The organism is Variovorax sp. GW821-FHT09A10, assembly GCF_059418385.1.
In genome coordinates this window covers 1,188,340-1,213,932 of record NZ_JBWKPT010000002.1, presented here as the reverse complement: position 1 = coordinate 1,213,932, position 25,593 = coordinate 1,188,340, and the positions used below count along the sequence as shown (strand labels likewise).

General features: G+C 68.1%; 24 protein-coding genes and 1 tRNA gene. 16 read left to right on the top strand and 9 right to left on the bottom strand.

Annotation, left to right across the window (positions count from 1 at the left end; translation table 11 throughout):
* Nucleotides 1–6 precede the first annotated feature (6 nt).
* The 7 genes from AC07Q9_RS12420 to AC07Q9_RS12390 all read left to right on the top strand — a co-directional run bounded on the left by AC07Q9_RS12420 (nucleotide 7) and on the right by AC07Q9_RS12390 (nucleotide 8,129).
* Nucleotides 7–1,461 carry an FAD-dependent oxidoreductase gene (locus AC07Q9_RS12420; RefSeq protein WP_495309664.1) on the top strand — a complete coding sequence of 485 codons (1,455 nt, stop codon included), beginning with the start codon at nucleotides 7–9 and terminating at the stop codon, nucleotides 1,459–1,461.
* An 89-nt stretch (nucleotides 1,462–1,550) separates the two neighbouring features.
* Nucleotides 1,551–2,393: an IclR family transcriptional regulator gene (locus AC07Q9_RS12415; protein ID WP_062475657.1), complete on the top strand. Its 843-nt coding sequence runs from the start codon at nucleotides 1,551–1,553 to the stop codon at nucleotides 2,391–2,393.
* A 53-nt stretch (nucleotides 2,394–2,446) separates the two neighbouring features.
* Nucleotides 2,447–3,748 carry an aconitase X gene (locus tag AC07Q9_RS12410; protein WP_495309661.1) on the top strand — a complete coding sequence of 434 codons (1,302 nt, stop codon included), beginning with the start codon at nucleotides 2,447–2,449 and terminating at the stop codon, nucleotides 3,746–3,748.
* Nucleotides 3,745–4,209 (top strand): aconitase X swivel domain-containing protein, encoded by a 465-nt coding sequence (locus tag AC07Q9_RS12405; RefSeq protein WP_495309659.1) that lies wholly within the window; start codon nucleotides 3,745–3,747, stop codon nucleotides 4,207–4,209. The genes AC07Q9_RS12410 and AC07Q9_RS12405 overlap by 4 nt, the downstream gene beginning before the upstream one ends.
* Nucleotides 4,206–5,906, top strand: coding sequence for a dihydroxy-acid dehydratase (gene ilvD / locus AC07Q9_RS12400; RefSeq protein ID WP_495309657.1), 1,701 nt, complete (start codon nucleotides 4,206–4,208; stop codon nucleotides 5,904–5,906). The genes AC07Q9_RS12405 and ilvD overlap by 4 nt, the downstream gene beginning before the upstream one ends.
* Nucleotides 5,907–6,024: 118 nt before the next feature.
* The gene (locus tag AC07Q9_RS12395; protein ID WP_495309654.1) at nucleotides 6,025–7,152 is read left to right on the top strand and encodes a porin; all 1,128 of its coding nucleotides are present in this window, start codon (nucleotides 6,025–6,027) and stop codon (nucleotides 7,150–7,152) included.
* 14 nt (nucleotides 7,153–7,166) lie between these two features.
* Nucleotides 7,167–8,129 carry a Bug family tripartite tricarboxylate transporter substrate binding protein gene (locus AC07Q9_RS12390; RefSeq protein ID WP_495309652.1) on the top strand — a complete coding sequence of 321 codons (963 nt, stop codon included), beginning with the start codon at nucleotides 7,167–7,169 and terminating at the stop codon, nucleotides 8,127–8,129.
* Here the strand turns inward: AC07Q9_RS12390 and AC07Q9_RS12385 are convergent.
* Nucleotides 8,116–8,943 (bottom strand): aldo/keto reductase, encoded by an 828-nt coding sequence (locus tag AC07Q9_RS12385; RefSeq protein WP_495309650.1) that lies wholly within the window; start codon nucleotides 8,941–8,943, stop codon nucleotides 8,116–8,118. The genes AC07Q9_RS12390 and AC07Q9_RS12385 overlap by 14 nt on opposite strands.
* Nucleotides 8,944–9,113: 170 nt before the next feature.
* The gene (locus AC07Q9_RS12380; protein WP_495309648.1) at nucleotides 9,114–10,241 is read right to left on the bottom strand and encodes an ABC transporter substrate-binding protein; all 1,128 of its coding nucleotides are present in this window, start codon (nucleotides 10,239–10,241) and stop codon (nucleotides 9,114–9,116) included.
* Nucleotides 10,242–10,352: 111 nt separating this feature from the next.
* Between AC07Q9_RS12380 and imuA the strand changes: the two genes are divergently transcribed.
* From imuA to AC07Q9_RS12360, 4 genes are all read left to right on the top strand, one after another.
* The gene (gene imuA, locus AC07Q9_RS12375) at nucleotides 10,353–11,150 is read left to right on the top strand and encodes a translesion DNA synthesis-associated protein ImuA (protein WP_495309645.1); all 798 of its coding nucleotides are present in this window, start codon (nucleotides 10,353–10,355) and stop codon (nucleotides 11,148–11,150) included.
* Nucleotides 11,119–12,462: a Y-family DNA polymerase gene (locus tag AC07Q9_RS12370; RefSeq protein ID WP_495309643.1), complete on the top strand. Its 1,344-nt coding sequence runs from the start codon at nucleotides 11,119–11,121 to the stop codon at nucleotides 12,460–12,462. Before imuA ends, AC07Q9_RS12370 begins: the two co-directional genes overlap by 32 nt.
* The gene (locus AC07Q9_RS12365) at nucleotides 12,455–15,805 is read left to right on the top strand and encodes an error-prone DNA polymerase (protein ID WP_495309641.1); all 3,351 of its coding nucleotides are present in this window, start codon (nucleotides 12,455–12,457) and stop codon (nucleotides 15,803–15,805) included. Before AC07Q9_RS12370 ends, AC07Q9_RS12365 begins: the two co-directional genes overlap by 8 nt.
* 70 nt (nucleotides 15,806–15,875) lie before the next feature.
* Nucleotides 15,876–16,802, top strand: a complete 927-nt coding sequence (locus AC07Q9_RS12360) for a hypothetical protein (protein ID WP_495309638.1) — start codon at nucleotides 15,876–15,878, stop codon at nucleotides 16,800–16,802.
* 19 nt (nucleotides 16,803–16,821) lie between these two features.
* Here the strand turns inward: AC07Q9_RS12360 and AC07Q9_RS12355 are convergent, their stop codons facing one another.
* The 4 genes from AC07Q9_RS12355 to AC07Q9_RS12340 all read right to left on the bottom strand — a co-directional run bounded on the left by AC07Q9_RS12355 (nucleotide 16,822) and on the right by AC07Q9_RS12340 (nucleotide 19,932).
* Nucleotides 16,822–17,838 carry a phosphotransferase enzyme family protein gene (locus tag AC07Q9_RS12355; protein WP_495309636.1) on the bottom strand — a complete coding sequence of 339 codons (1,017 nt, stop codon included), beginning with the start codon at nucleotides 17,836–17,838 and terminating at the stop codon, nucleotides 16,822–16,824.
* On the bottom strand, nucleotides 17,832–18,347 hold the full coding sequence (locus tag AC07Q9_RS12350; protein WP_495309634.1) for a 2'-5' RNA ligase family protein: 516 nt from the start codon (nucleotides 18,345–18,347) through the stop codon (nucleotides 17,832–17,834). Before AC07Q9_RS12350 ends, AC07Q9_RS12355 begins: the two co-directional genes overlap by 7 nt.
* A 10-nt stretch (nucleotides 18,348–18,357) precedes the next feature.
* Nucleotides 18,358–18,585, bottom strand: a complete 228-nt coding sequence (locus tag AC07Q9_RS12345; protein ID WP_489057116.1) for a hypothetical protein — start codon at nucleotides 18,583–18,585, stop codon at nucleotides 18,358–18,360.
* A 78-nt stretch (nucleotides 18,586–18,663) separates the two neighbouring features.
* Nucleotides 18,664–19,932, bottom strand: a complete 1,269-nt coding sequence (locus tag AC07Q9_RS12340) for an SGNH/GDSL hydrolase family protein (protein ID WP_489057115.1) — start codon at nucleotides 19,930–19,932, stop codon at nucleotides 18,664–18,666.
* Nucleotides 19,933–20,042: 110 nt separating this feature from the next.
* On the opposite strand from AC07Q9_RS12340, the gene AC07Q9_RS12335 reads away from it, so the two are divergent.
* The 4 genes from AC07Q9_RS12335 (at nucleotide 20,043) to AC07Q9_RS12320 (ending at nucleotide 22,865) form a co-directional block, all read left to right on the top strand.
* Nucleotides 20,043–20,960: a LysR family transcriptional regulator gene (locus AC07Q9_RS12335; protein ID WP_489057114.1), complete on the top strand. Its 918-nt coding sequence runs from the start codon at nucleotides 20,043–20,045 to the stop codon at nucleotides 20,958–20,960.
* A gap of 160 nt (nucleotides 20,961–21,120) precedes the next feature.
* The gene (locus tag AC07Q9_RS12330) at nucleotides 21,121–21,345 is read left to right on the top strand and encodes a hypothetical protein (RefSeq protein ID WP_489057113.1); all 225 of its coding nucleotides are present in this window, start codon (nucleotides 21,121–21,123) and stop codon (nucleotides 21,343–21,345) included.
* A 46-nt stretch (nucleotides 21,346–21,391) separates the two neighbouring features.
* Nucleotides 21,392–21,465, top strand: a tRNA-Gly gene (locus tag AC07Q9_RS12325).
* 173 nt (nucleotides 21,466–21,638) lie between these two features.
* On the top strand, nucleotides 21,639–22,865 hold the full coding sequence (locus AC07Q9_RS12320) for a tyrosine-type recombinase/integrase (RefSeq protein WP_495309630.1): 1,227 nt from the start codon (nucleotides 21,639–21,641) through the stop codon (nucleotides 22,863–22,865).
* Between the two features lie 253 nt (nucleotides 22,866–23,118).
* Here AC07Q9_RS12320 and AC07Q9_RS12315 read toward each other — a convergent pair whose 3' ends face one another.
* Nucleotides 23,119–23,409, bottom strand: a complete 291-nt coding sequence (locus AC07Q9_RS12315) for a hypothetical protein (protein WP_489062899.1) — start codon at nucleotides 23,407–23,409, stop codon at nucleotides 23,119–23,121.
* A gap of 312 nt (nucleotides 23,410–23,721) precedes the next feature.
* On the opposite strand from AC07Q9_RS12315, the gene AC07Q9_RS12310 reads away from it, so the two are divergent.
* Nucleotides 23,722–23,982 carry a DUF1488 family protein gene (locus tag AC07Q9_RS12310; protein ID WP_307693331.1) on the top strand — a complete coding sequence of 87 codons (261 nt, stop codon included), beginning with the start codon at nucleotides 23,722–23,724 and terminating at the stop codon, nucleotides 23,980–23,982.
* Between the two features lie 19 nt (nucleotides 23,983–24,001).
* Here the strand turns inward: AC07Q9_RS12310 and AC07Q9_RS12305 are convergent, their stop codons facing one another.
* Both AC07Q9_RS12305 and AC07Q9_RS12300 read right to left on the bottom strand, forming a co-directional pair.
* A complete protein-coding gene (locus tag AC07Q9_RS12305) occupies nucleotides 24,002–24,709 on the bottom strand; it encodes a Crp/Fnr family transcriptional regulator (protein ID WP_489062897.1) in 708 nt (235 codons plus the stop codon).
* Between the two features lie 114 nt (nucleotides 24,710–24,823).
* Nucleotides 24,824–25,564, bottom strand: a complete 741-nt coding sequence (locus tag AC07Q9_RS12300; protein WP_489062902.1) for a Crp/Fnr family transcriptional regulator — start codon at nucleotides 25,562–25,564, stop codon at nucleotides 24,824–24,826.
* Between the last annotated feature and the right edge of the window lie 29 nt (nucleotides 25,565–25,593).

Sequence of the window (25,593 nt, the reverse complement as noted above, 5' to 3'; positions counted from 1 at the left end):
CATCCCATGAAAACTGTCGTCCGCACCGACGAGCGCATCTTGTCCTCCGACATCTTCGACCGCGACAGCCGCGTCAAGCGCCCTGACCACGGCAGCTGGGCCGAGCCCGGCAAGAACATTCCGGTCTATCACCGCTGCGGCGTGCTGGTGGTCGGCGGCGGCCCGTCGGGCACCGCCGCAGCTGCTGCCGCGGCCCGCGCCGGTGCCGATGTGGCGCTGCTCGAGCGCTACAACCACCTGGGCGGCCTGTCGACCGGCGGCCTCGTGATCTGGATCGACCGCATGACCGACTGGGAAGGCAAGCTGGTGATCCGCGGCTTTGCCGAAGAACTGTTCGACCGCCTGCCCGCCGATGCCATCGCCGGCCCGCAGCGCGCGGACTGGGGCTCGCAGGACGTGGCCAAGGCCGCGCACTGGTCGCAGCGCACCGCCGCCTACCACGGCATCGTCACCTGGTCGCCCACCATCGACCCCGAGCGCCTGAAGCTGCTCTCGCAGGAGATCGTGCTGGAGCGCAAGGTCAAGCTCATCTACCACTCGTGGGCCGCCATCCCGATCGTGCAGGACGGCGCCGTCAAGGGCGTGGTCTTCGAGAGCAAGGAAGGCCGCATGGCCATCATGGCCGACGTGGTGCTCGATGCCACCGGCGACGGCGACCTGTTCGCCCGCGCCGGCGCCGCCTACGTGAACGACATCGAAGAGGCCGACGTGCACCACTGCATGAACACCTCGTGGCTCTTCGGCGGCGTGGACATGAACCGCTGGATCGACTTCAAGGCCGGCCAGCCCGACGCGTTTGCCGGCTTCATGGCGCGCGGACGCGAGCAGCTCGGCCTCTTCGAGCGGCCCTTCGTCTCGTGGCGCAACGACGTGGCGCTCTTCATGGGGCCGCGCCAGTCGGGCTACTCGGCGCTCGACGTGGACGACCTCACGGCCGTCGAAGTGCGCTCGCACCGCGCCATGGCCGCGCACCTCGACTACTTCAAGGCGCACGCGCCCGGTTTCGAGGACGCCTACCTGATGCTGAGCGCGCCGCAGATCGGCGTGCGCCACGCGCGGCGCCTCACCGGCGTGGGCGCGGTGCTGCGCAGCCAGTGGCCCGACGGCGTGGCGCTGGCGGACGAGATCGGCGTGACGCCCGCGGTGTCGCCGAAATTCCCGAACATCTCCATTCCCTATGGCGCGCTGGTGCCGCAGCAGCTCGACGGCCTCGTGGCGTGCGGGCGCCACATCTCGTGCGACCGCAACTCGCACGGCTTCATGCGCGAGATTCCGCAGTGCTGGATCACGGGCCAAGCGGCGGGCGTGGCGGCGGCGCTGGCGTCGCAGGGCGGCATCGCGCCGCGCTTCGTCGACACCGGCGCGCTGCAGTCCGCGCTGCTGGCGCAGGGCGTGTACCTGCGCACCGGGGGCGAAGGCGGGCAGGGCGCGGCCTCCGTCGCGGCCGAAGCCAGCGCCTGATCGCGCCCCTCTTTGCCATGAACCCGGACGACCTCCTTTCGCGAGCCTCTACATTGCAGAGTCTTGCAAAGCGTTCAAAGGGTCCTTCCATGTCCACCGATAAAAACGACAGCTCTCTTTCCGCGGCCGATGCGTCCGATTCGCGCGGCGAACGTTCCGACACCGTGAGCGCGCTGGAGCGCGGCATCTCGGTGCTGCGCTGCTTCAGCGAAGACCGCCCGGTGCTCGGCCACGCCGACGTCGCGCGCATCACCGGCATTCCGCGCCCCACGGTCAACCGGCTGGTCGCGACGCTGCTCTCTCTGGGCATGCTCAAGCCCGCGCAGGCGCCCGACCGCTTCATGCTCGGGCCGGGCGTGGTGTCGCTCTCGCGCGTGTTCCTCGGCAGCCTCGATGTGCGGGCCGCTGCGCGGCCCAGCATGCAGGCGATGGCGGAGGAGGTCGGTGCCTCCGTCTACCTCGCGGTGCGCGACGGCATGGAGATGGTGCTGATCGAGGCCTGCCGCCCGCGTTCGTCGATGCTCTCGGCGCGGCTCGACGTAGGTTCGCGCGCGCCGCTGCCGAACTCGGCGCTCGGCCGCGCGTACCTCTCGGCGCTGCCCGATGCGCAGCGCAACCAGCTGGTCGATTCGATGCGCCTCCTGCGCGGCCCCGAGTGGGACGGCATCGCCGCGCCCATGACGCGCGCCATCGGCGAAGCCAAGCGGCTGGGCTACTGCCTCTCGCTCGGCGAATTCCACCGCGAGATCAACTCGGTGTCGGTGCCGCTCATCGGCCCCGACGGCGAGGTGATGGCGCTCAACGGCGGCGGCGCCGCCTTCGTGTTCACCGAAGACAGATTGCGCAACGAACTCGCACCGCGCCTGCACGACATCGCGCTCACCATTGCGCGCGACATCGGCGGGCATGTGCCTTCACCCTCGCCGGGTTAGCCGCCCGGCCGGGGACCCTTCCCCACGACGACAGAAGAACGGAGACACAGGTCATGCACCTGAGCGATGAAGAAAAAGCCATGTACGACGGCCGCGACGGACCGGCCGTGCAGAAGGCGATGGACCTGCTGATGCGCTATGGCGAAGCCCTCGGCGCCGAGCGACTGGTCGAGACGCGCAACGTCTGCGCCACCATCACCTCGACCACGCCCTTCCAGCGCGACTTCGCGCTCGCCAAGGGCGGCGGCATGGACGCGGTGTTCTCCGAATTCAGCCTCGACAGCCAGGAGACCGTCGAGATTCCCAAGTTCAAGGTCTTCACGAGCCACCTGCAACTGGGCTTCGACCCCGGCCAGCCCGAGCGCATGGGCGTGAGCGAGGAGATCGTCCAGTTCTACAACAAGAGCGAGCGCCATGCGGCCGGCCTCGGCGCGCAGATCATGAACACCTGCACGCCCTACCAGGTGGGCAACATCCCGACGCGCGGCGAGCATTGCGCGTGGATGGAATCGTCGGCGGTGGTGTATTGCAACTCGGTGCTCGGTGCGCGCACCAACACCGAGGGCCGCGAGAGCACGGGCGCGGCGATGCTCACCGGCCGCATTCCCTACTGGGGCTACCACCTCGAAGAGAACCGCCGCGCGACGCATGTGATCGAGCTCGACATCGACATCGAGGTCGAGTCGGTGCAGGACTGGGGCCTGCTCGGCTACTACATCGGCGAGCACGTGCAGGAGCGCGTGCCGGTGGTGCACAGCCGGCGCGGCATCGGCCGCGTGCCGAACCTGCCGCGGCTCAAGCACTTCGGCGCGGCCGCCTCGTCCTCGGGCGGCGTGGAGATGTACCACATCGCTGGCGTCACGCCCGAGGCGCTGACGCTGGAGCAGGCGCTCGGCGGCAAGGCGCCCATCGAGGTGCTGCGCTACGGCGAGGCCGAGCGCCGCGCCACTTACGAAAAGATCAACGTCACCGGCAAGGACAGCGAAGTCCAGTACGTGATGCTCGGCTGCCCGCACTACACCATCGAGCAGATCTGGGAGGCTGCGCAGCTCATCGAAGGGCGCAAGGTCCACCCCGATTGCGAGCTGTGGATCTTCACGCCGCGCGCCATCAAGTCGCTGGCCGACCGCAACGGCTACACGAAGATCATCGAAGACGCGGGCGGCATCCTCATGACCGACAGCTGCTCGGCCATGAGCCGCGCCGTGCCCAAGGGCACGAAGACCGTGGCGCTCGATTCCGCCAAGCAGGCGCACTACCTGCCCGCCATCCTCGGCGTGCAGGCGTGGTTCGGCAGCACGGCCGAATGCGTCGATGCCGCTTGCACCGGTCGCTGGAACGGAGCCTACGCATGAGCGCCGCAGTCATCACCGAACAAACCATCGTGATCCGCGGCCGCAAGGTGGTCGGCGGCGTGGCCGAAGGCGAGGCGCTGGTCACGCGCGACCGCATCTCGGGCTGGGGCGGCATCGACCCGCGCACCGGCACCGTCATCGAGACGCGGCACGAACTGCGCGGCCAGAGCTTTGCCGGCAAGGTGCTGGTGTTCCCGGGCGCCAAGGGCTCGTCGGGCTGGTCGGCCATGTTCCACATGACGCGGCTCATGAACTCCGCGCCCGCGGCGTTCCTGTTCAACGAGATGACGACCAAGATGGCGCTCGGCGCCGTGGTGACGCACTCGCCCTCGATGACCGACTTCGAGCGCGACCCGCTCGCATGCATCGAGACCGGCGACTGGGTGCGTGTGGACGCCGACCGCGGCGTGATCGAGATCACCAAGAAGAACAACGACAACAAAACCGGAGACCGTTCATGACCCGCCCCTTGCGCAGCAACTTCCCGCGCGGCTCCTATCTCTGGTCGGTGCGCAACGCGCACTGGCGCGCGCTCGGCATCCCCGAGGAGGATTGCGAGAAGCCCAAGATTGCCATCGTCAACAGCTCTTCGGAGCTGGCCGCGTGCTTCAGCCACCTGGACAAGGTGGCGGCGGAAATCAAGGCGGCGATCCGCGCGGCGGGCGGCGTGCCGTTCGAAATCCGCACGGCCGCGCCCAGCGACTTCATCACCGGCGCGGGCGCACGCGGCGCCTACATGCTCGGCGCGCGCGACCTGGTGACCAACGACATCGAAGTCGCGGTCGAAGGCGCGCAGCTCGACGGCATGGTCTGTCTCACCTCGTGCGACAAAACGGTGCCGGGCCAGCTCATGGCGGCCGCGCGGCTCAACATCCCGACGCTGCTCGTGCCCTGCGGCTACCAGCCCAGCGGCGAGTACCGCGGCAAGCACATGGACATCGAGGAGGTGTTCATCGGCGCGATGCACGCGGTCACCGGCCACCTGCCGGTGGAAGAACTCGTGGGCATGAGCCGCGAGGCGATCCGCGGGCCGGGCGTGTGCTCGGGCCTGGGCACGGCCAACTCGATGCACATCGTGTGCGAGGCGCTCGGCATGGCCTTGCCCGGCAGCGCGCCGGTCGCCGCGCTGAGCCCGAAGATGATGGACGACGTGCGCGCGGCCGGCACGCGCATCGTGCAGATGGTGCTGGACGACCTGAAACCGCGCGACATCCTCTCGGCCGGCGCCTTCGCCAACGCGGTGCGCGCGGTGCTCTCCGTCGGTGGTTCGCTCAACACGGCCAAGCACCTGCAGGCGATATCGACCGAAGGCGAGTGCGGCGTGGATGTGTACGGCCTCTTCGAAAGCCTCGGCCCCACGACACCGGTGCTGGCCGGTGTGCGGCCCATCGGCGAGCATTCCATCGAGGCCTTCGAGGCGGCGGGCGGCTGCCGCGCGCTGATGAAGCAGCTCGCGCCCTTGCTCGACACGGGCGCACGCACGGTGACAGGCGGCACCGTCGCCGACAACCTGCGCCACGCCGAAGTGATGGATGCCGAGGTGATCCGCCCCATCGACCGCCCGGTCGCGCCGCTGCCGGCCATCGTGCTCCTGCGCGGCAACCTCGCGCCCGAGTCGGGCCTCATCAAGACCGGCATCGCCGAGCGCAAGGTGCGGCGCTTCACCGGGCCGGCCGTGTGCTTCTGGACTTCGGACGCCGCCATCGCCGCGATCAAGAACCACGAGATCGTCCCCGGCCAGGTGGTCGTGATGCGCGGTGCCGGCGCGTGCGGCGGCCCGGCCATGGGCGGCGGCGCATCGCGCGTGGTCTTCGCGGTCGATGGGGCGGGGCTGGGCGACCAGGTCGCGCTGCTGACCGACGGGCATCTCTCGGGCCTGGTCTGCAAGGGGCTCGTGGTGGCCGAGGTGTCGCCCGAGGCGGCACTGGGCGGCCCGCTCGGCCTGGTGCGCGACGGCGATGTGATCACCATCGACCTCGACGCGCGCCGCCTCGACATCGCCTTGACCGACGCCGAACTCGCCGCGCGCCGCGCCGACTGGCAGGCGCCGCCGCCGGCCTTCGACACCGGCTGGCTGCAGCAGTACCGGCGCAACGTGAGCCCGCTGTCCAAGGGCGCCGTGCTCGTGCGCACCGAGCGCCCGCAGCCCGCCAGCTAGACCTTTTTTCCCCGGCCTTCGTCAACCGGTGCGAACCCCCGTTCGCACCCGGTGGCGCAGCCCTGCGCGCGATTCCAGAGTTTTTCAACCAAAGAGAAGAAGCAGGAGACAAAAAACCATGAAGAGAATCTTGATGTGGTCGGCCATCGGCCTGGCCAGCAGCGGCGCGGCGCACGCGCAATCCAGCGTCACCGTGTTCGGCGTGATGGACCTCGGCGTCCAGTACACGAAAGGCGAGGGCGGCGGTTCGGTCAAGGCGCTGTCGAACGGCGGGCTCTCGACCAGCCGCATCGGCTTTCGCGGCACAGAAGATTTGGGCGGCGGCCTGCGCGCGGGCTTCTGGCTCGAAGGCAGCCTGAACCCCGACCTGGGCACCGGCCGGCCGAGCAACACCAACAACCAGACGAGCGGGGCGGGCCCGGCGGGACCGATCACCTTCGACCGCATGTCCTTCGTGAGCCTGTCGCACGATTCGCTGGGCGAAGTGCGGCTGGGCCACGACTTCATTCCCACGCACTACAACAGCATCTACTTCGACCCCTTCAATGCCAACGGCGTGGCGCGCGCGGGCAACCTCACCTTCGCGGGCGCGGGCACCGGGCCGCTGCCCACGGCCATCACCGGCAGCAACACGGTGAGCTACTGGCTGCCGGCCAAGCTGGGCGGCTTCTACGGCATGGCGATGATCGGCACGGGCGAGAACAACTCCACCGCGCCGAACCGCGACGACGGCAACTTCGGCGGTGCGCGCTTCGGTTTCGCCTCGGGGGCCTTCGACATCGCGGCGGCCGTGACGCGCTCGCACTTCAACGCCACCTCCACCATCGGCAACTACACGCACGCCAACATCGGCGGCTCGTGGGACGCGGGCTTCGCGAAGTTCTTCGCGCTCTACAACAAGGTGACGGTGAAGCTCGCGACCGGCACGGTGCGCAAGAACACCGTGGAGATCGGCGCGCACATCCCGGCCTTCGAGGTCGGGCGCATCCGCGTGAGCTACGCCTACCTGGACGACCGCAGCGACGAGAGCCTGCGCAACGCCAACGGCATGCCGCGCAACCGCGACGACGCGCGCCAGTTCGGCATCGGCTACGTGCACAACCTCTCCCGGCGCACCGCGCTGTACGGCACCTACGCGCGGCTGATGAACAGCGGGCAGGCGCGCTACGTGGTGAGCGGCGGCGTGGCGCCGGCGGGCGGAATGCGCTCGTCGGGCTGGGAGTTCGGCGTGCGGCATCTCTTCTGAAGCGGAGGCTCGTCATGCGACGCAGAACCTTGACTCTCGCGGCCCTCGCCGCCACGGCACTGCCCGGCGCGGCGGCCTGGAGCGCCGACGCGTACCCGAACAAGCCGCTGAAGCTGATCGTCGGCTTCGCGCCCGGCGGCGGCGCCGATTCGCTCACGCGGATCATTGCGGAGGGGCTGTCGAAACAGCTCGGCCAGCAGGTGATCGTGGAGAACCGCCCCGGTGCCGACGGCGTGCTCGCGGCGCAGGCCACCTCGTCGGCCAAGCCCGACGGCTACACGCTGCTGATGGGCACCAACACCGCGATGGTCGCCGCGCCCACGCTGCGGCCGACCTCGCCCTACGACCCGTTCAAGGCCTTCACGCCGATCAGCTCGGCGGGGCAGTTCTCGATGTTCCTCGTGGTGCCGGCCAGCCTGCCGGTGAAGAGCGTGAACGAGCTGCTGGCGCTCGTGGCGTCGAAGCCCGGGGCGCTCAACTCGGCCTCGAGCAACAGCGCCTCGGAACTCGCGATGCTGCAGCTGCTGGGCGAGCGCAAGGTGGTCAACGCGCGCTACAAGGGCGACATGCAGGCCATGACCGACCTGCTGGGCGGGCAGATCCAGATGATGTTCACCACCGGCACGCTGGCGCCGGGCTTCGTGAAGGAGGGGCGCATCCGCGCGCTGGTCACGCTGCTGCCGCAGCGCAGCGGCTTGCTGCCCGATGTGCCGACGGGCGGCGAGCTGGGGCTGGGCAAGCTCACGATCACGCCCTGGGCCGGCTTCTTCGGGCCGCCGGGGCTGCCGAAGGAGATCACCGACAGGCTCTCGCAGGAGTTGCAGAACACGCTCAAGCGGCCCGACGTGCATGCGCAGCTGGTGCAGCAGGGCTTCGAGGGCTACGGCATGAGCCCCGCGAAGTTCGCCGAGTTCTTCCGCACGCAGTACGACGCCTTCGGCGCGACGGTGCGGGAGCACAACGTCAAGTTCGAATAGAAGAGGCCTCGCGGCGCCAGAAGGCGGCATCGGGGAAGGTGCCGGCGCCGGCCGCGGCGTTGTCCGTCATGTGCTCCGCGCGGCTCGTGCCCGGGATCGTGCAGGTCACGGCCGGGTGGCTCAGCACGAACTTCAGCAGCACCTGCGCCCAGCTCGTGCAGCCGATCTCGCCGGCCCAGGCGGGCAGCGGCTTGTCGCGCAGGCGCCGCAGCAAGCCGCCGCCGCCGAAGGGCATGTTGACGATCACCGCCACGCCGCGCTCGGCCGCGAGCGGCAGCAGGCGCTGTTCGGCATCGCGCGCATCGAGCGAGTAGTTGATCTGCAGAAAGTCGAGCTTCTCGGCGCGCAGCACGGCTTCGACCTCGTCGTAGGCCGAGGCGGTGTAGTGGGTGATGCCGATGTAGCGCACGCGGCCTTTGTCTTTCCAGCCGCGCAGCGTGGCGAGGTGGGTGCGCCAGTCGACGAGGTTGTGCACCTGCATCAGGTCGATCTCTTTCGTGCGCAGCCGCGCGAACGACTGTTCCATCTGCGCGATGCCGGCTTCGCGGCCCGAGGTCCAGACCTTGGTCGCGAGGAAGGGCCTGGCGCCCGGCTTGGCGGCGGCCAGCAGTTCGCCGGTGCTTTCCTCGGAGCGACCGTACATCGGCGAGCTGTCGATCACCGTGCCGCCGGCCGCGAAGAGCGCGTCGAGCACCCCGGGCAGGCGCCTGTATTCGTCGGTGCCGGGGCGCTGGTCGAAGCCGATCCAGGTGCCGCAGCCGACGACCGGCAGGGCTTCCTTCGTGGAGGGAATGGGGCGCGTGGTCATCTGCATCGCGGGCCTGCGGGGTGGCTGCTGGGCGAAGGAGGGGAGCGCGGCACCTGCGCACAGGGCTGCGCCCAGTCGGAGCAACCGGGCGCGCGTGAGGGCGTAAGGGTGTGCGTTCGTGAGGGGCGTCGTCACGAACGAAATTCTGCGCCCGCGAGGCCGGCGGGCGAAAGGCCTCAGCGCAGGTAGCGCCCGTCGGCCTTGAGCATCGACAGCTCCGAGAAGGTCAGCCCGCGGTGCTCGCCGGGCCGGTACGACACGGCGATGCCGCCGAGGTCCAGCGTCTTGAACGATTCCAGGCCCTTCTGCAGCGACTCGGGCGTGGGGTTGGCGCCCGCGCGCTTCAGGCCCTCGACCATGACCTTGGCCGTGACGTAGCCCTCCAGGCTCGCGTAGCTGAACTCGGTCATGCCGATCTTCTTCATCGCCGCCTGGTACTCGGCGATGACGGGCATCGCGCTGTTCCACGGGTAGGGCACGACCTGCGAGATGACCACGCCGGCCGCGTCCTTCCTGATGTCCTGGAAGAGCTTCTGCCCATTCAGGAAGGAGAACGAATAGAAGGCCGTCTCGCCGCCGGTCGCGCGGTAGGCCGCGATGAATTTCGCCGCCACGTCGTTGGTGGCCGACAGCACCACGGCCTTGGGCTTGAGCTTGGCCAGCTCGGCGGCGCGCTCGGCCGCGTCGGAGCCGTCGTTCTTGATGGCCACGCTGCCGACCATCTTGTCGCCGCGTTCGGCAATGAACTTCTGCGTGCTCTCCATCGCCGAGCGCGCGCCGGGGTTGTCGTTGTGCGCGAAGGCGATGCGCGACAGGCCGATGGTGAACAGGTGGTTCACGATGCGGCTGTATTCCTCGTCGAAGCTGATGCGCACCGGAAAGCCGAACTCGCTGAACTTCACCACCGGGCCCGCGCCCGTGTAGGGGCCGACGACGGGAATCTTCAGCTCGTTGGCCGCCTTCAGCGCGCCGACCGCCGACGAGGTGCCGATGGGCATCAGCACGCCCACGGCGCCGTCGCGCGCGAAGGTCTTGACGTTCTCGGCGCCCTTGGCGGGGTCGTAGGCGTCGTCGAGCTGGCGCAGCTCGACCGGGCGGCCGTTGACGCCGCCGCTCGCGTTCAGCGCGGTGAACATGGCACGGATGCCCACCAGCGGCTCGGTCGACAGCGACGCGAGCGGGCCGGTCTGCACGTAGGTCTGGCCGATCAGGAGCGGCTTGGCGGGCTGGGCCGAGGCGGGCGCCACGGCGAAGACGAAGGCGGCGAGGGCCAGAAGCCGCAGATGAATCTTTTTGTGTCTCATGGTCACTAATTGTTAATAAACCGATCTTAAGGCGCGGGCCTTCGCAGGTAAATCGATCGCTGGTTGCGACCTGGGAAATACTGTATAAAAATACAGTTAACAACTGCAATCATGGGCCTCCCTTTCTTCGACTCCTTTTCCACCGCCGCGGGCCGCGGCGTCTGGCATGCCGACGAACTCGGCCTGGCCGACGCGCAGGTCGTCGCCACCGGGCATGCCGCGCTCGACGCCGAGCTGCCCGGCGGCGGCTGGCCCGTGGGCGCGATGACGGAGCTGCTGCAGGCCACGCCCGAGGCCCATGTCTGGCGCCTGCTGCTGCCCGCGCTGGCGCAGGCCGTGGAAGCGCGCGGCGGGCCGGTGGTGCTGGTCGGCGCGCCCTACGAACCCTACGGCGCCGCGCTGGCGGCGCAGGGCTTGCCGGTGGAGGCTCTGATGTGCGTGCGCAGCGACGCCCCGGCCGCGCGGCTGTGGGCCTGCGAGCAGGCGCTGCGCTGCGCCGAGATCGCCGCCGTCGTCGCCTGGCTGCCGCAGGCCCGCGTGGGCGAGCTGCGGCGGCTGCAGCTGGCCGCCGCGCAGCACGAGGTGCTGCTGTTCGTGTGCCGGCCCGAGTCGGTGGCGCTGTCGGCTTCGCCCGCGCGCCTGCGCCTGCGTGCCGAGCGCTGCCCGGACGATCCGGCGCAGATCGCGCTGCACCTGCTCAAGCGCCGGGGGCCGCCGCTGGCCGCGCCGGTGCGGGTGCCGGCGCGCAACGCCCGCATGAGCGCGCTGCTGGCCGCCGCCCGCGTGCGGCGCCAGCTGCGCCTGCCGCCGCCCGTGGCACCGGCCGCCGCGCCGTCGGCCACGGTGGTGCGCATCGACGCATGGAAAGGAGGCCCGGATGCACTGGATCGCCTTGCAGTGGTCGTCTGAGTCCGAAGAAGCCGACGCCCCCGACATGCCCCCGCCCGAGGCCCTGGGCTGGTGGGCGCTGCAGTTCACGCCGCACGTCGCCTGGCAGGACGAGGCGCTGATGCTCGAGGTTTCGGCCTGCGAGCGCCTGTGGGGCGGTCGCGCACCGCTGATGCGCCAGCTGCTGGCCCTCAACCCCGCGCCCGACGCGCGCATGCGCGGCGCGCAGGGCGCCACCAGCCTGATCGCGCTGGCGCGGCTGCGCCTGTTCGCGCGCAACGAGCACCGGCCCGCCGAAGTGCCGGCCGGCCTGCCGCTGGACACGCTGACGGCCGCGCAAGGCCACCTCGACCTGCTCGCGCGCCTGGGCTGCCGCACCTGGGGCGAGGTGGCCGCCTTGCCGCGTGGCGGCCTCACGCGGCGCTTCGGCACCGGGCTGCGCGAGGCGCTCGACATCGCCTGGGGCCTGCGCCCCGAAAGCCACGCCTGGCTCACGCTGCCCGACGTGTTCGAGCAGAAGCTCGAACTGCCCGCGCTGGCCGAGACCGGGCCCGAACTCATGTGGTCGGCCAACCGCCTGCTGTCGGCGCTGCAGATCTGGCTGCGCGCCCGCCAGCGCGGCGCGCGTGCGCTCGAGCTGCAATGGACGCTCGACCTGCGGCGCCTCAACGGCGTGACCCTGCCGCCGCACCAGCAGCTCACCGTGCGCACGGCAGAGCCCACGCAGGACATGGCGCACCTGCGCCGCCTGCTGTCCGAAAAACTCGCGCTCACCACGCTGGCCGCGCCCGCGAGCTGGCTGAAGCTGCGCACGCTCGAAACCGATCCGCTGGCCGGCGCCAGCACCAGCTTCCTGCCGGAAGACAACCGCAAGGGCGACAAGCTGCACGAGATGGTCGAACGGCTCAGCGTGCGGCTCGGCGCCGACCAGGTGGTGGTGCCGCTCGCGCAGGCCGACCACCGGCCCGAGCGCCAGCAGCGGTGGCGGCCCGCGCTGCAGAAAGAGAAAACGCCTGCACCCGACAAGGCCCGCAAGGACGCCGCCTCGCAGCCCGATGCGATCTATCCGCCCTGGCTGCTGCCTGAGCCCTTGCGGCTCGAGATGGACGGCGAGCGCCCGTGCTACTGCGGGCCGCTGCGCAAGCTGGTCGGGCCGCAGCGCGTCGAGGCCGGCTGGTGGGGCGGCGAGGAAGACGGCGGCCAGCCCGCGATGCGCGACTACTACGTGGCCGAAAGCCCCGAGGCCGGCCTGGTGTGGATCTTTCGCGAACGGCCCGCCGCGCGCTTTTCTTCGGGCGAGGTGCGCTGGTACCTGCAAGGCTTCTATGCCTGACCTGAGCGGCAAGGAAGAGCGCAAGCGCCAGCCTGCCAAGGTGCATGTGCTGCCGCAGCGGCAGAAGCCGGTGCCGGGGTTGCCCGACTACGCCGAGCTGCACTGCCTCACGAACTTCAGCTTCCAGCGCGGCGCATCGATGCCCGAGGACATGGTGGAGCGCGCCTATCACCTGGGCTACTCGGCGCTGGCGATCACCGATGAATGCTCGGTGGCGGGCATCGTGCGTGCCTATGTCGCATTGCGTGATCTGCCTGCGAAGCTCGACGCGTACGAGCGCGAGCACCCGGACGAACCACCGATCCCGCGCAACCCCGCCTTCCGCCTGCTGTTCGGCAGCGAGTTCCGCTTCGAGCGCTTCAAGCTCGTGGTGATCGCGAACGACACCGAGGGCTGGGGCAACCTCTGCGAGTTCATCACCGCTGCGCGCAACACCGAATTGCCCAAGGGCGAGTACCGCGTGAGCTGGGAGGGCAGCGACGTGGCTTCGCTGCAGGACTGCCAGGTGCTCTTCGTGCCGCACCGTCCGCCGGGAGGTATGCCGGATGCAGCCTCCTTGCAGGAAGACCTGGCAGCGGCCAAGGCGCTGTACGGCGACAGCCTCTGGCTGGCCGTGGAGCTGTTCAACGAGTTCGACGACGACCTGTGGTTCGTCACGCTGATGCAGGCGGGCGAGCAGACGGGCGTGCCGCTCGTGGCGGCCGGCGACGTGCACATGCACGTGCGTGCCTGCAAGCCGCTGCACGACGTGTTGACGGCCGTGCGCGAGGGCAAGACCGTCGCCGAGTGCGGCTTTGCGCTGCAGTCGAATGCGGAGCGGCACCTGCGACAGCGGGTGCGGCTGGCGGCGCTTTATCTGCCCGACATGCTGGCGAAAACGCTGGTGGTGGCGCAGCGGTGCCGCTTCGATCCCGAGGTGATCCGCGAGACCTACAAGTACCCGCTGGAAACTCTGGGCAGCAACGAGACGGCGACGCAGACGCTGGCGCGCAAGACGTGGGAAGGGGCGCAAAGGCGCTACCCGAACGGGATTCCTGATGGCGTGCGAGCCCAGGTGCAGAAAGAGTTGGACCTGATCAGGGAGCTTGAATACGAGATGTTCTTCCTCACCGTAGAGAACATCGTCCGCTTTGCGCGCTCACAGAAAATTCTTTGCCAGGGGCGTGGGTCATCGGCCAATTCCGTTGTCTGCTATTGCCTCGAAATCACCGCAATCGACCCCGAAAAAGGCCACCTGCTGTTCGAGCGCTTCCTGAGCCGCCATCGCAAGGAGCCGCCCGACATCGACGTCGACTTCGAGCACCAGCGGCGCGAAGAAGTCATCCAGTACATCTACGAGAAGTACGGCCGCGAGCGCGCCGCCATCGCTGCCGTCGTCATCTGCTACCGCTCGCGCAGCGCCTTGCGCGACGTCGGCAAGGCCATCGGCATCGACGAGCGGCTGGTCGACGAATTCGCCAAGGACCACTACTGGTTCGACGACACCGCGCTCGGCGAACAGCTCGACAAGGCCGCCGCGCGCGTCGGCGTGAAGGAAGACCGGCTCAAGCTGGTCCAGTGGATCGAGATGACGCAGCGGCTCAAGGGCTTTCCGCGCCACCTGAGCCAGCACGTGGGCGGCTTCGTGCTCACGCACACGAAGCTCACGCGGCTGGTGCCGGTCGAGAAGGCGTCGATGGTGAATCGCTCCGTCATCCAGTGGGAAAAGGACGACCTCGAGGCCATGGGCATGCTCAAGGTCGACGTGCTCGCGCTGGGCATGCTCAGCGCCATCCGCCGCGGGCTCGACCACATGAACCGCTGGCGGGGCTCGATGATGGAGATGCATCACATCCCCAACGACGACCCCAACGTGTTCGACATGATCTGCGACGCCGACACCATCGGCGTGTTCCAGATCGAGAGCCGCGCGCAGATGTCGATGCTGCCGCGCCTGAAGCCGCGTACTTATGAAGACCTGGTGATCGAGGTGGCGATCGTGCGGCCGGGGCCCATCCAGGGCGGCATGGTGCATCCGTACCTCAAGCAGCGTGAGCGGGTGGCCAAGGGCTTGGCGATCCACTACGAGAAGGAAGCGCTTCGCCCCGCTCTGGAGCGCACGCTGGGCATCCCGATCTTCCAGGAGCAGGTGATGCAGATCGCGATGATCGCGGCCGGATTCTCCGCCGACGAAGCCGACCAGCTGCGCCGCGCCATGGCCGCGTGGAAGCGCAAGGGCGGCCTGGGCAAGTTCCACGACAAGCTCGTCAAGGGCATGACCGCCAACGACTACAAGGAAACTTTCGCCGAAGCCATCTTCAAGCAGATCCTCGGCTTCGGCGACTACGGCTTCCCCGAAAGCCACGCCGCGAGCTTCGCGCTGCTGGTCACCATCAGCAGTTGGCTCAAGAACTACGAACCCGCCTGCTTCCTCGCCGCCTTGCTCGACTCGCAACCGATGGGCTTCTACAGCCCCTCGCAGCTGGTGCAGGATGCGCGCCGCCATGGGGTCGAAGTGCGGCCGGTCGACGTCACGTGCAGCGAGATCGACACCACGCTCGAAGCCCGCGCACCCGATGCGCCGCGCATGCCGCCAGGCACCGATACGCGCTACGCCGAGCGCCTGGGCAACGACCACCAGCCTGCCGTGCGGCTGGGCCTGAACCGGGTCCTGAGCCTCAGCGACGCCGGCGCCAGGCGTTTGCTCGCAGCGCGCGCACAAGCGCCTTTCACCAGCACCGAAGACCTGGCCCTGCGCGCCGAACTCGACGGCAAGGACATGGCCGCGCTCGCGGCGGCCGATGCATTGATGTCGCTCTCGGGCCATCGGCGCCAGCAGGTGTGGGATGCCACGGCGCAGCATCGCTCGTCGGCCCTGCTCAAGGGCGTGCCGATCCACGAACAGGCCCTGCTGCTGCCTGCCGCGCCCGAGGGCGAAGAGATCGTCGGCGACTACGCGGCGCTGGGCCTCACGCTGCGCCGCCATCCGCTCGCGCTGCTGCGCCCGCGCCTGGCGCGCATGCGGCTTCTGAGCGCGGTGGAGCTGCGCGCCGCACGCAGCGGCCAGACCGTGCGCGCCTGCGGCATCGTCAAGGGCCGGCAGCGGCCCGGTACCGCCAACGGCACCATCTTCGTCACGCTGGAGGACGAGACCGGCAACGTCAACGTGATCGTCTGGAGCCACGTCATCGAGGCCTGGCGCGAGCCGCTGCTCAAGTCGCACCTGCTCGCGGTGCAGGGCACCTGGCAGCGCGACGACGACAGCGGCGGCAAGGTGCAGCACCTGATCGCCACCGGCTTCAAGGACCTCACGCCGCTGCTGGGCCGGCTGGCGCAGAGCAACACCAGCCGCGACTTCCACTGAGGCATTGCGAATGCAACCGATCGTTCCATGCCTCGCGCCGCCCCTCACTTTTCGCTAACCTGTTCCTCCCATGTCCGCACTCGCCGCAACCGCCGGATTTGCCCTTGCCGATGAGGTCGTCGCCACGCCGATCGGCCCGCCGCCGCCCGCGCCCGATGTGCCCATGCCGCCACCGCCGCCGCCCGTGCTGCCGCCCGAAGGCGATCCGCCGCCGGTCGTGCCCCCGGTGACGGACCCCGGTTTTCCGCCGCCGGTGAGCGACCCGCCGCCCCTGCAGACGGGCGTGCCCTTCGGCAAGCCGCACGCGCGGCGCCTGCGCGAGATCTACCGCTCGGCCGGCTGGCCCTGCTGCGACACCATCGAGGTCGAGCTGCTCGCGGGCGGTTTTCTCGAACGCGTGCGCGGCGCGCTGGGCCACGAGACGCTGCGCGTGACCGACGCGGGCATTGCGCGCATCGCCACCACGCTTACCGTCAACCGCGCGGCGCTGTCGCCACACGAGGCGCTGGTGGAGCGCGTGGCACGCGAGATGACGCGCGGTGGCCGCATCGCCTGGCGCGGCCTGGGCCTGCGCGCCCGGCTGCCACCGCTGGAGGAGGGCGGCAAGCCGCGCTGGTGCATGGCGCGGCCCGACGTCTTCTCGATCCGCAACACCAGCGTCGAGGCCTATGCGCATCCCATCGTGCACGAGGTGAAGGTCAGCCGCGCCGACCTGCTGGGCGACCTGCGCAAGCCCGACAAGCGCGCGGCTTATCTCGACCTGGGCGGCGAGTGCTGGTACGTGCTGGGCAACGACGCGAAGGGCCGCTGCATCGCGTCGCCCGACGAGATCCCGGCCGAATGCGGCGTGATGGTGCTCGAGGGCGAGCGCCTCGTGGTGGCGCGCGCCGCGGTGCACCGCGCCTTCGAGCGCATTCCTTTTTCGGTGTGGCTGGCGCTGGCCAAGGCGCAGCCCGTGTCGGGCTTCGAGGACGACGCGCAGGACCTGCTGATCTGAGCGGCGCCCTTCAGGTGCGTCAGGTGATGGCGTCGTAGTCCCGGTGCGCGACGGCGACCACGTTGCCCGGCTCGAACTGGCTCGCCATCTGGCGCAGGCCTTCCTCGCGGTCTTCGCGGCTGGCCTGCGGGTCGAACATCTGGTCGCAGAACTCGAGCAGGTCGCGCACGATGCGTTCGTGGCGGTAGTAGGCGAGGGCGAGCGTGTCGACCGCCTCGGTCGTGCCGTAGCCCTGGAAGAACAGCGCTTCTTCGCGCGGCTGGTTCCACACGCCGCCGACCCCGCCGCCGATGAACATCAGGTCGCGCTCCTTCGGCGCGAGGATCAGCGTGTCCCAGTCGACGATGCTCAGGCGGTCGTCGTCGCCCAGCAGCACGTTGCCCGCGTGCAGGTCGGCATGGCACAGCACCTGCGGCAGCGACTTCTCGAGCAGGATCGAGGCGAGCTGTTCGCTGCGGTAGACGATCGAATCGATCTCTTCGTCGTGCGCGTCCCAGAAGGCGAGGAAGCGCTTGACCAGATCGTCGCCCGCCACGCCGTTGATGAAGCGGCGCTGGTAGCGGCGCACGCCTTCGCGCCAGTGGTGCGAGTAGCTTTCGCGCGGCAGGCCCGCGCGCAGCGATTCGGGCAGCTCGGTGCGGTGGATGGCGCTCAGCGCGGTGCCGAGTGCGGTCCATTGCCGGTCGGTCGGCGTGCGCGTGAAGCCATCGACGCCGTCGAAGAACGGATAGAGCGCCCAGTCGAAGCCCTGATCCTGCACGCTGAGCCGCCGCGTGCGCGTGAGCAGCGGTGCCATCACGGCGTCGATGTCATGGGTGTGATGCAGCACGGCCGGCACGTCGACCACGGCGGGTGTGAAGCCGCCTCGGCGCAGCTTGAGGAAGTACGCGCGGCCATCCGAGGCCTCGATGCGGAACGCGGCCGAATCGGCGTCGGCGCCCAGCGGGAGGAATTCGGCGCGGGAATCTTGAAGGCCCCAGTGGCTGGCGAGGCAGGCGGCGATGGCATCGTTCGACAAGGCGGGCGGCGTCAACATGCGGGGTAGGCGTCCAGGAGTTCGTGGCGAAAGGGATGCGTGAAGTGCGAGCGGACCAGCCGGAACTCGCGCACCGTCCAGTGGATCGGTGGCAACTGCCCAGGGCACGCGGCACGCTCGCTTTTTCGCGCAATTGTGACGTGAGGCGTCCAGCCGCGAGCGTAGGAAATGAAGCCGGCTTGCTGCAGCGCGCACGTCAGCGCGTCGTGGAATTCGCGCAGCCCGTCGTGTGCGGCGGGACGAACCACGGAGACGTCGTTGGGCCAGGTGCCGGAGCTGTCGAGCGTGAGTTCCAGTGGTGGCATCGGCACGCGGGCCAGCGTGTCGCGCAGGCGTTGCTCGGCGTCTCCCTGGTGATCGGGCAGGTAGTACAGCGTGAGGTGCAGCCCCTGCGCCGCAGACAGGGTGCAGCCACGCGGCCACCACCAGTCTTCGCGGTGCGCCAGGATTTCGGCGCGCACGTTCGCCGTGGGAAAGAGGCCGATGAGGAGCTGGCGGCGGACGGCCACGGCATCACCTTCAGGCCTCGGGCGGCCACCAGTGCGCGGCCGTGGTCTGGAGCACACGCGCGGCCTGGGCGCGAATGTCCAGGCCATCGCCATGGCCCTTGTCGCGTGTGACCTTGAAGGGCCAGGTCGACAGCCGGCCTGTCTTGCCGGTTGCGTGTGAGCGCGACTGCAACGGATGCTGTCGCGAGGAGAAAAAAAGCACCTGCGCCGAGGGCGCAGGCGGGTTGGCGGTGGTCATGGCGTCGCCTCGAATGTTGTTCTTGGAGACGAGCCATTCTAAAGAAAAGACTGTATTTATGTACAGTATATTTGCAGTCTATCGAAGATCGTTGCCGAGCAAGGCGTCGAGGTCGATGGCCGCCGCCATCGCCCGGTAGCCGGCGTCGCCGGGATGCAGGTGGTCGCCCGAATCCATGGCGGCCTTCAGCCGCGTCGGCCGGGCCGGGTCGCGCAGCAGGGCGTCGACATCGACCAGCGCATCGAAGGCACCGCTTTCGCGGATCCAGCGGTTGACGGCCTGGCGCACGGTGTCTTTCTCGGGCGAGTGGTGGCCGGCCAGCGGCGTGCCTTCGAGCGCACGTTCATTCGGCGGAATTGTCGCGCCCACGATGCGCACGTTGTGGGCGTGGGCCATCTCGATCAGCTGGCGAAAGCCCTGGATCACGCCCTCGGCGCGCACCGCGGGTTCCTGCGGCGCGAAGGGGCCGCCGGGCCAGCCGATGTCGTTGGTGCCCAGCAGCACGACCATCGCGCGCACGCCGGGCTGCGCGAACACATCGCGGCCCGCGCGTTCGAGCGCTGCGCGGCCCATGCCGTCCTTCAGCAGCCGGCCGCCCGAGATGCCGGCGTTGAGCACGCCCACGCCGCGCGGCGCGAGCCGTTCGGCCAGCGCGTCGGGCCAGCGTGTGTGGGTACCGGGTGTCGAGCCGTTGCCGTCGGTGATCGAGTCGCCCAGTGCGACGACGGTGACGGGCGCTTGCGGCGTCTCGACGATCAGGCCGCTCACGTAGACGCGCGTGCTCCACGAGGTGGCGGCGGCCGGGAGCCGTGCGGCGGCGCTCAGGTCGCCGTCGGCGATGTACAGCGTCTGCCGCGCGTCGAAGTGAAAGCCCGCGGGCTGGCTGGGTTCCGGCAGGTAGAGCGACACGGCCACCTCGCTCAGTGCGGGCAGCGGCAGGTCGACCGGGTCGCTCACGAGGCGCGCGCCGGGCGGCAGCGTCACCTCGCTGCGGCCGCCGAAGCGCAGCACGCGGTCGGAGCCTTCGACGACCGCCGAGCCGCTCGCATGGCGGGCCACGCGTGCCGCGCCGATGTGCAGCGGCGTGTTGCCGCCTTCGTTGCTGATCACCACGCGCAGACGCGTGCCGCCGATGCTCAGGCGCGCCACCTGGCGCAGCGTCTGCCGCTCGAAGCGGGCGGGAATGCCCAGGGGCAGCACGAAGCTCTCGTCCCACAGCGGCTGGGTGGCGGCCATCCAGCTGGGGCTCCAGTGGGTGGGCGCTGCAACGGAAGCAGTGGCGGCGCCCGCGAGGGAAAGGGCGAGTGCGCCCTGGCGCAGGAGGGAGGTGAGTCGCGAAGCGTTCATGTGAATGTCCTCAGGTGAAAGAAGTGTCGATGGACGAACTTTCTTCCATTCGAATCGCGAGGGGTAGAAGGCAGAATGGCATGCATCGCATTCCCGATTCGAATGGCCCCATGGACACCCTTCGCGCACTCTCCGCCTTCGTGCACAGCGTCGAACTCGGCAGCCTCTCGGGCGCGGCCCGCGCGCTCGACACCACGCAGCCCACCGTGAGCAAGCTGGTCGCGGGGCTGGAGCGATCGCTGGGCGTGCGGCTGCTGCGGCGCGCAGCCACCGGCCTGAGCCTCACGGAGGAAGGCCAGCGCTTTCACGAACGCGCGCGCCGCATGCTCGAGGACTACGGCGACGCCGTGGCCGATGCGCGCGCGCAGGTGCAGCAGCCGCGCGGCCTGCTGCGCCTGAGTGCGCCGGTCACGCTGGGGCAGCGGCACCTCAACGTGATGGCAGTCGAGTTCCTGCGGCTGTACCCCGACATCGAACTGGAGCTGGTGCTCGACGACCGCTTCGTCGATCCGCGCGAGGAGCGCATCGACGTCTCGCTGCGCGTCGGCGGCGCGCTGCCGCCCGACCTCGTCGCGCGCCACCTCGGCAGCTGGCCGCGCGTGCTCGTCGCCTCGCCGGACTACGTGGCCGCACGCGGCAAGCCGCGCAAGCCGCAGGACCTGCTGGCGCACGACTACCTGCGCTACGCAGCGGGCGACGACGGCGTGCTGCTCACGGGCCCCGAGGGCGCGGTGGCCGTGCCGGTGCGCAGCCGCTACCGCGTCAACAACGCCGTGGCGCTGCTCGACAGCGTGCTGGCCGGCGCGGGCGTGTCGCTGCAACCCACGTGGATGGTCGCGGACCTGCTCGCGCAAGGGCGGCTGGTGCGCGTGCTCGCGCGGCACACGGGGCCGGCGCAGGAACTGCATCTGCTCTATGCGCCGCGCCGCCAGTTGCCGCTGCGGGTGCAAGTGCTGGTCGACTTTCTGGCGCAGCGTGTGGCGGCGCTGCCGGGGGCGGTGCGAGGGCGGGCGAACAGCGGTCGATGAACACACCCCTGAGAGCACTCGGGCAGAACTGCGGTGCGTTGTCGTGCGAAAGTTCTCGCTCGCGATGACCTGTTGAATTGGTTACAAAGCAACCCGTCCGCACTGCATTTCCGGGGTCACTACGACCTAGACTGCGCCTCGTTTCCTGAGGAGCTTTCCCATGCCCATGGACTTTCTGGAGCGCATCGAAGACGCGTCGTTCCCAATGGCCGTCCGCGACGAAGCCGACATCCACTGCGCGACCCTGCTGGTCGCCGCGCACCTCATCGAAGCCGTGCTGCCACCGGCCGCCAGCGGCGCGGGTGGGCGCGTCGCGGTCCTCCTGCTCATCACGCCGAAGGGGCGCGCGGCACTGCGGCTGCGACGGGACGAATTGCAGACCTGAGTCCGGGCAGGGCACCAGGGAACTGACGGTAGAATCCGCGCCTGCTGCGGGTGTAGTTCAATGGTAGAACGGCAGCTTCCCAAGCTTCATACGAGGGTTCGATTCCCTTCACCCGCTCCAGTTGACGTTCCGAGGCATTCCTAGAGGATCCAAGAATCTCTTGAAAATCAAGGGGTTACGGTTAAGAAGGGTCCGAGAGAAGCCTACGCGATCCAAGCGAAGCCAACGCCTCCACGGGGCACGGCAAGGGGAACATCGGTATATTTGGCTCAGACCCAAAGCCTTGTTCCCCTATGCTCACAGAACTCGCCCGCAAAAACGCTTCGTGCCCCTCTGACAAGAAGCGCGCGCGCCTCAGTGATAGCGGCAATCTCTACCTGGAAGTCGCGTCCAACGAATCCAAGCGCTGGTTTTGGAAGTACACGGTTGGCGGCAAGGAGAAACGGCTCGCGATTGGCAGCTACCCCGCGGTCAAGCTCAAAGATGCGCGAGCGGCTCGTGATGACGCGCGCAAAGTGCTGCAAACCGGTGCTGACCCCACCCAGCGCCGCCGCCTAGACAAGGCAAAGGTCCGCGCGACCGCAGTGACAACCTACGAGAAGGTCGCTCGTGAATTTCACGCGCTCAAGCAGCGAGAGTGGAGTGAGGCGCACAGCACCAAGTGGTTGCGGCTGCAAGAGAGCAATCTTTTTCCCTGGATTGGTGGATTGCCTCTGGGCGAGATCACGGCAAACGTCTTGTTGGAGCCGCTGCGCCGAGTCGAGGGGAAGGGGTTGAATGAGACGGCGGTTTCCCTGCGCCAGTACGCCGGGCAAGTCTTTCGGTATGGCATCGCGACGGGGCGCTGTGAAGATGATCCGGCCACCAAGCTGCGGGGAGCGTTGGGGGCGGTGATCGTAAAGAACATGGCTGCTGTGCTTGATCCCCAGAAGGCGGGGGACCTCATGCGCGCGATTGACGGCTATCGCGGACTGACCGCAACAAGAGAAGCGCTGCTCTTGTCCGCTCTACTTTTTCAGCGGCCCGGCAACATCCGCGCGATGGAATGGAGTTGGGTCGACTTCAGTGGCAGTCAGGTCGTCATACCGGCAGCATCGATGAAAAGGACGAAGCAGGCAAAGCTCAATGGCGAGCCTCACCTCGTTCCCCTCGCCCCTCAAGCGGTTGATTCGTTGAAGCGTATGAAAGTCCTGACCGGACATGGGCGCTACGTTTTCCCCAGCTTGCTTACAGGCGAGAGGCCGATGTCGGACAACACGGTTAATACCGCACTGCGACGGATGGGGTTCGATAACACGGAAATGACTGCGCATGGTTTTCGCGCGATGGCGAGAACGATCATGGTTGATCAGCTCCGCGTCAATCCTGAGGTGATTGAAGAGCAGCTGGCGCACGGCAAAAGCGGGCCTTTGGGGACCGCGTACAACCGCACCCAGTTGAAGGAGCAGCGCCGCGAAATGATGGTGCTTTGGGCGAATTACTTGGATCAACTCCGTCTGTCCAAGCCTGCTCTCTCTTGAAGGCTTGTGTTTGCGAAAAACACGGTGCCGATATTACGCAATGCTTCGCTTTTTCTCGTGAAGCTTGCCGAGAGGTTGAGGCTGTATCAGCGCTCCGCGAGCGGCGCCTGCGGAAAGACGCCTTCAGACTGATTGCTGCCGCTCGGGGCAATATGCATTGAGGGCGGCTTTGCGACCCGGCGAGGACTTCCGCCTCGCAAATCTGCCCGGGCCGTCTAGTTGAAGTAGACACGAACCAGCCGGAGCGCTCGTGTCAATAAACGGAAGTGCCAAACGCTCTGTGGCTTGGGCGACTGCTCGCATGCGTTGGGACTTCAGTCTCGCCAGAGGGCCGCAACAAGGTGCATACGGTCGGTCGCTCGAGAGGCTCTACAGCGTGGTTGTCGATGTCAGTTCTCAGCGTCTCATCGAGCGTCGGCGTGTCGCCCCCGGCCAGTCGAATTTCGATCGCCCACACAATGGCGTCACGAAGAATCTTCGGCATGGTGCGCCCACTGAGGTAGGTCCGCAGCAGCGACTCGGCGGTGAATTGGGAAGGTGTCATGCCATCCCTCCGTTGAAGAAGTTGAAGCCGCCACACTACCGCGCAGGAGATCTTCCGACCGTGCGCTGGCGCACAGACCGAAAACAAAAGGGGCGCCATGATCTGGTTGACGGCCATCCGGCGCTGGTAGAGGAAGCTTAAGCATCCGCCCATCAAGAGCGGCACCTCGATGCCGGCGGGCCGTCACCTCGCTGGATTTCATGGCAAAGGCCAAGCACTTGGGCCTGCGGAGCGATCAACTCCCGTTGTCTTACGGGCGCGAAGCGCCAAGCGTGTGATAGTGCACAGCCGCCCCCAAGAAAGATTCTCGCAATGTCCGATGCTCCCTACTTTCATGATGCCTCTGGCTCCGTCCGCTTCTGGGTGGACCTGGAAGGCAACCGGTTCGTGAGTGCCAGCGTCGGGAGCCAAGCGCTGCGCTATCACTTTCACACATCCGAGAGCGCCGATCCGCTTGAAACCTTCGGCCACCATGTCGAAGAGATCGAGGCTGCGGTACGGCGGCGTCTCTCACAGGGAGCCATGGAGCCGGTGATGCTGAGGGAGAACGATCTTCATGCTCCTGCCGTGTGAATGGCAGGAAGGCCGCCCGTCATGAGATCAACCGCGCGTAGTTGCGCTGGTTGGCCCGGTAGCAATCGCACGCCGCATTTTCCAGTCCCTGGCGATCCGTGATCGTGATGGTGCCTCGGCGGTATTCGATCAGCCGACGCTCGTGCAGTGCCGTCGCTGCATTGGTGATGCCGACCCGGCGCACCCCCAGCATGCGGCCCAGTACTTCATGAGTCAGTGCCAGGTGCGCGGAGTGCGCGCAATCCTGCGTGGTCAGTAGCCAGCGTGCCAGGCGCTCCTCGATCAGATGGAAGCGGTTGCACAGGCCCGAGCGGCCCAGCTCCATCAGCAGCACACAGACATAGCGGTTGAGAATACGCCTGAGCATCGTGTTGTGCTCCAGTTCCTGAGCAAAGGACTGCGCTGTCAGGCGCCAGGCCAGACCGCCGCCCTGAACGAACGCTCGCAATGGTGCGCTCTGAACACCCAACGACAGTTCGTAGCCCAAGGCGCCCTCGTTGCCCACCAAGCCTGTTTGCAGGCCGTCGTGGCCGTCCGCCGTGGAAACCAACGAAACAAAGGCGCTCGTGGGGAAGTGGATGTGGTGGATGGCATCGCCCGGCTCATAGAGCGTCTGGGCTGCCGCCAATGGCACGCTCTCGCATTTTTCGAGCAGACGCGCCCTGACCATCGGCGGCAGCACTTCGAGCAGACGGTTGTGAATGGGGCGGGTCGGATGGGATTTCACAGAGCCCCTGTTGAGAGGAGCCAGCGCGAAAGTGCGTGACCTGCCGCATTGTTGCCGATGCGATGGCTCACGTCTGTGCGGCGGCGCACTGAGCCTGACCATCGCCGCGGCGAATCAGCTTGCCACTTGGCGAGGCAGCAGCCGATCCGTTTCGCGCTTCACGACTTCATAGCATTCACACACCTGCTGTTCCAGGCCCGGGCGGTCGAGCACCGTAATGTGACCTCGCGCGTACTTGATCAGGTTCAGACGCTGCAATTTGCCTGCCGCCTCCGTCACGCCTTCGCGTCTCACGCCGAGCATGTTGGCGATCAGTTCCTGAGTCATGACCAGTTCATTGCCTGGCAATCTGTCCAGGCTCAACAACAGCCAGCGGCACAGCTGCTGCTCGAGCGAGTGATGCCGGTTGCACACCGCCGTTTGCGACATCTGGGTGATGAGCGATTGGGTGTAGCGCAGCAAGAGGTGAAGCAACGGCCCCCCCTTTTCCGTCAGCTCCTGAATGTGGGTGGCACTCAGCCTGAAGGCCTTGCCTGCGCTTTGCACCACGGCACGATTGGGGGTGCTACCTCCGCCCATCAGGAGCGACACGCCCACCATGCCTTCGAAGCCGACGACCGCGATCTCCGCCGACTGCCCGTTCTCCAGCACGTACAGCAGGGAGACGATGCAATCGACGGGGAAGAAAACGTGTCGCTGCACCACCCCCGACTCGTAGAGCACCTCCCCGAGACACAGCGGCACCAGTTCGAGGAACGGCTCCATTCGGGCCATCACCTCGAGAGGGATGGCACCCAGCAGTTCGTTGTGTGCAGCGGCCCGGTGCAACGAAGAAGAACGAGGAGGCAATGCCATGGGCGGGATCTGCTTCCAAATTTTCATGA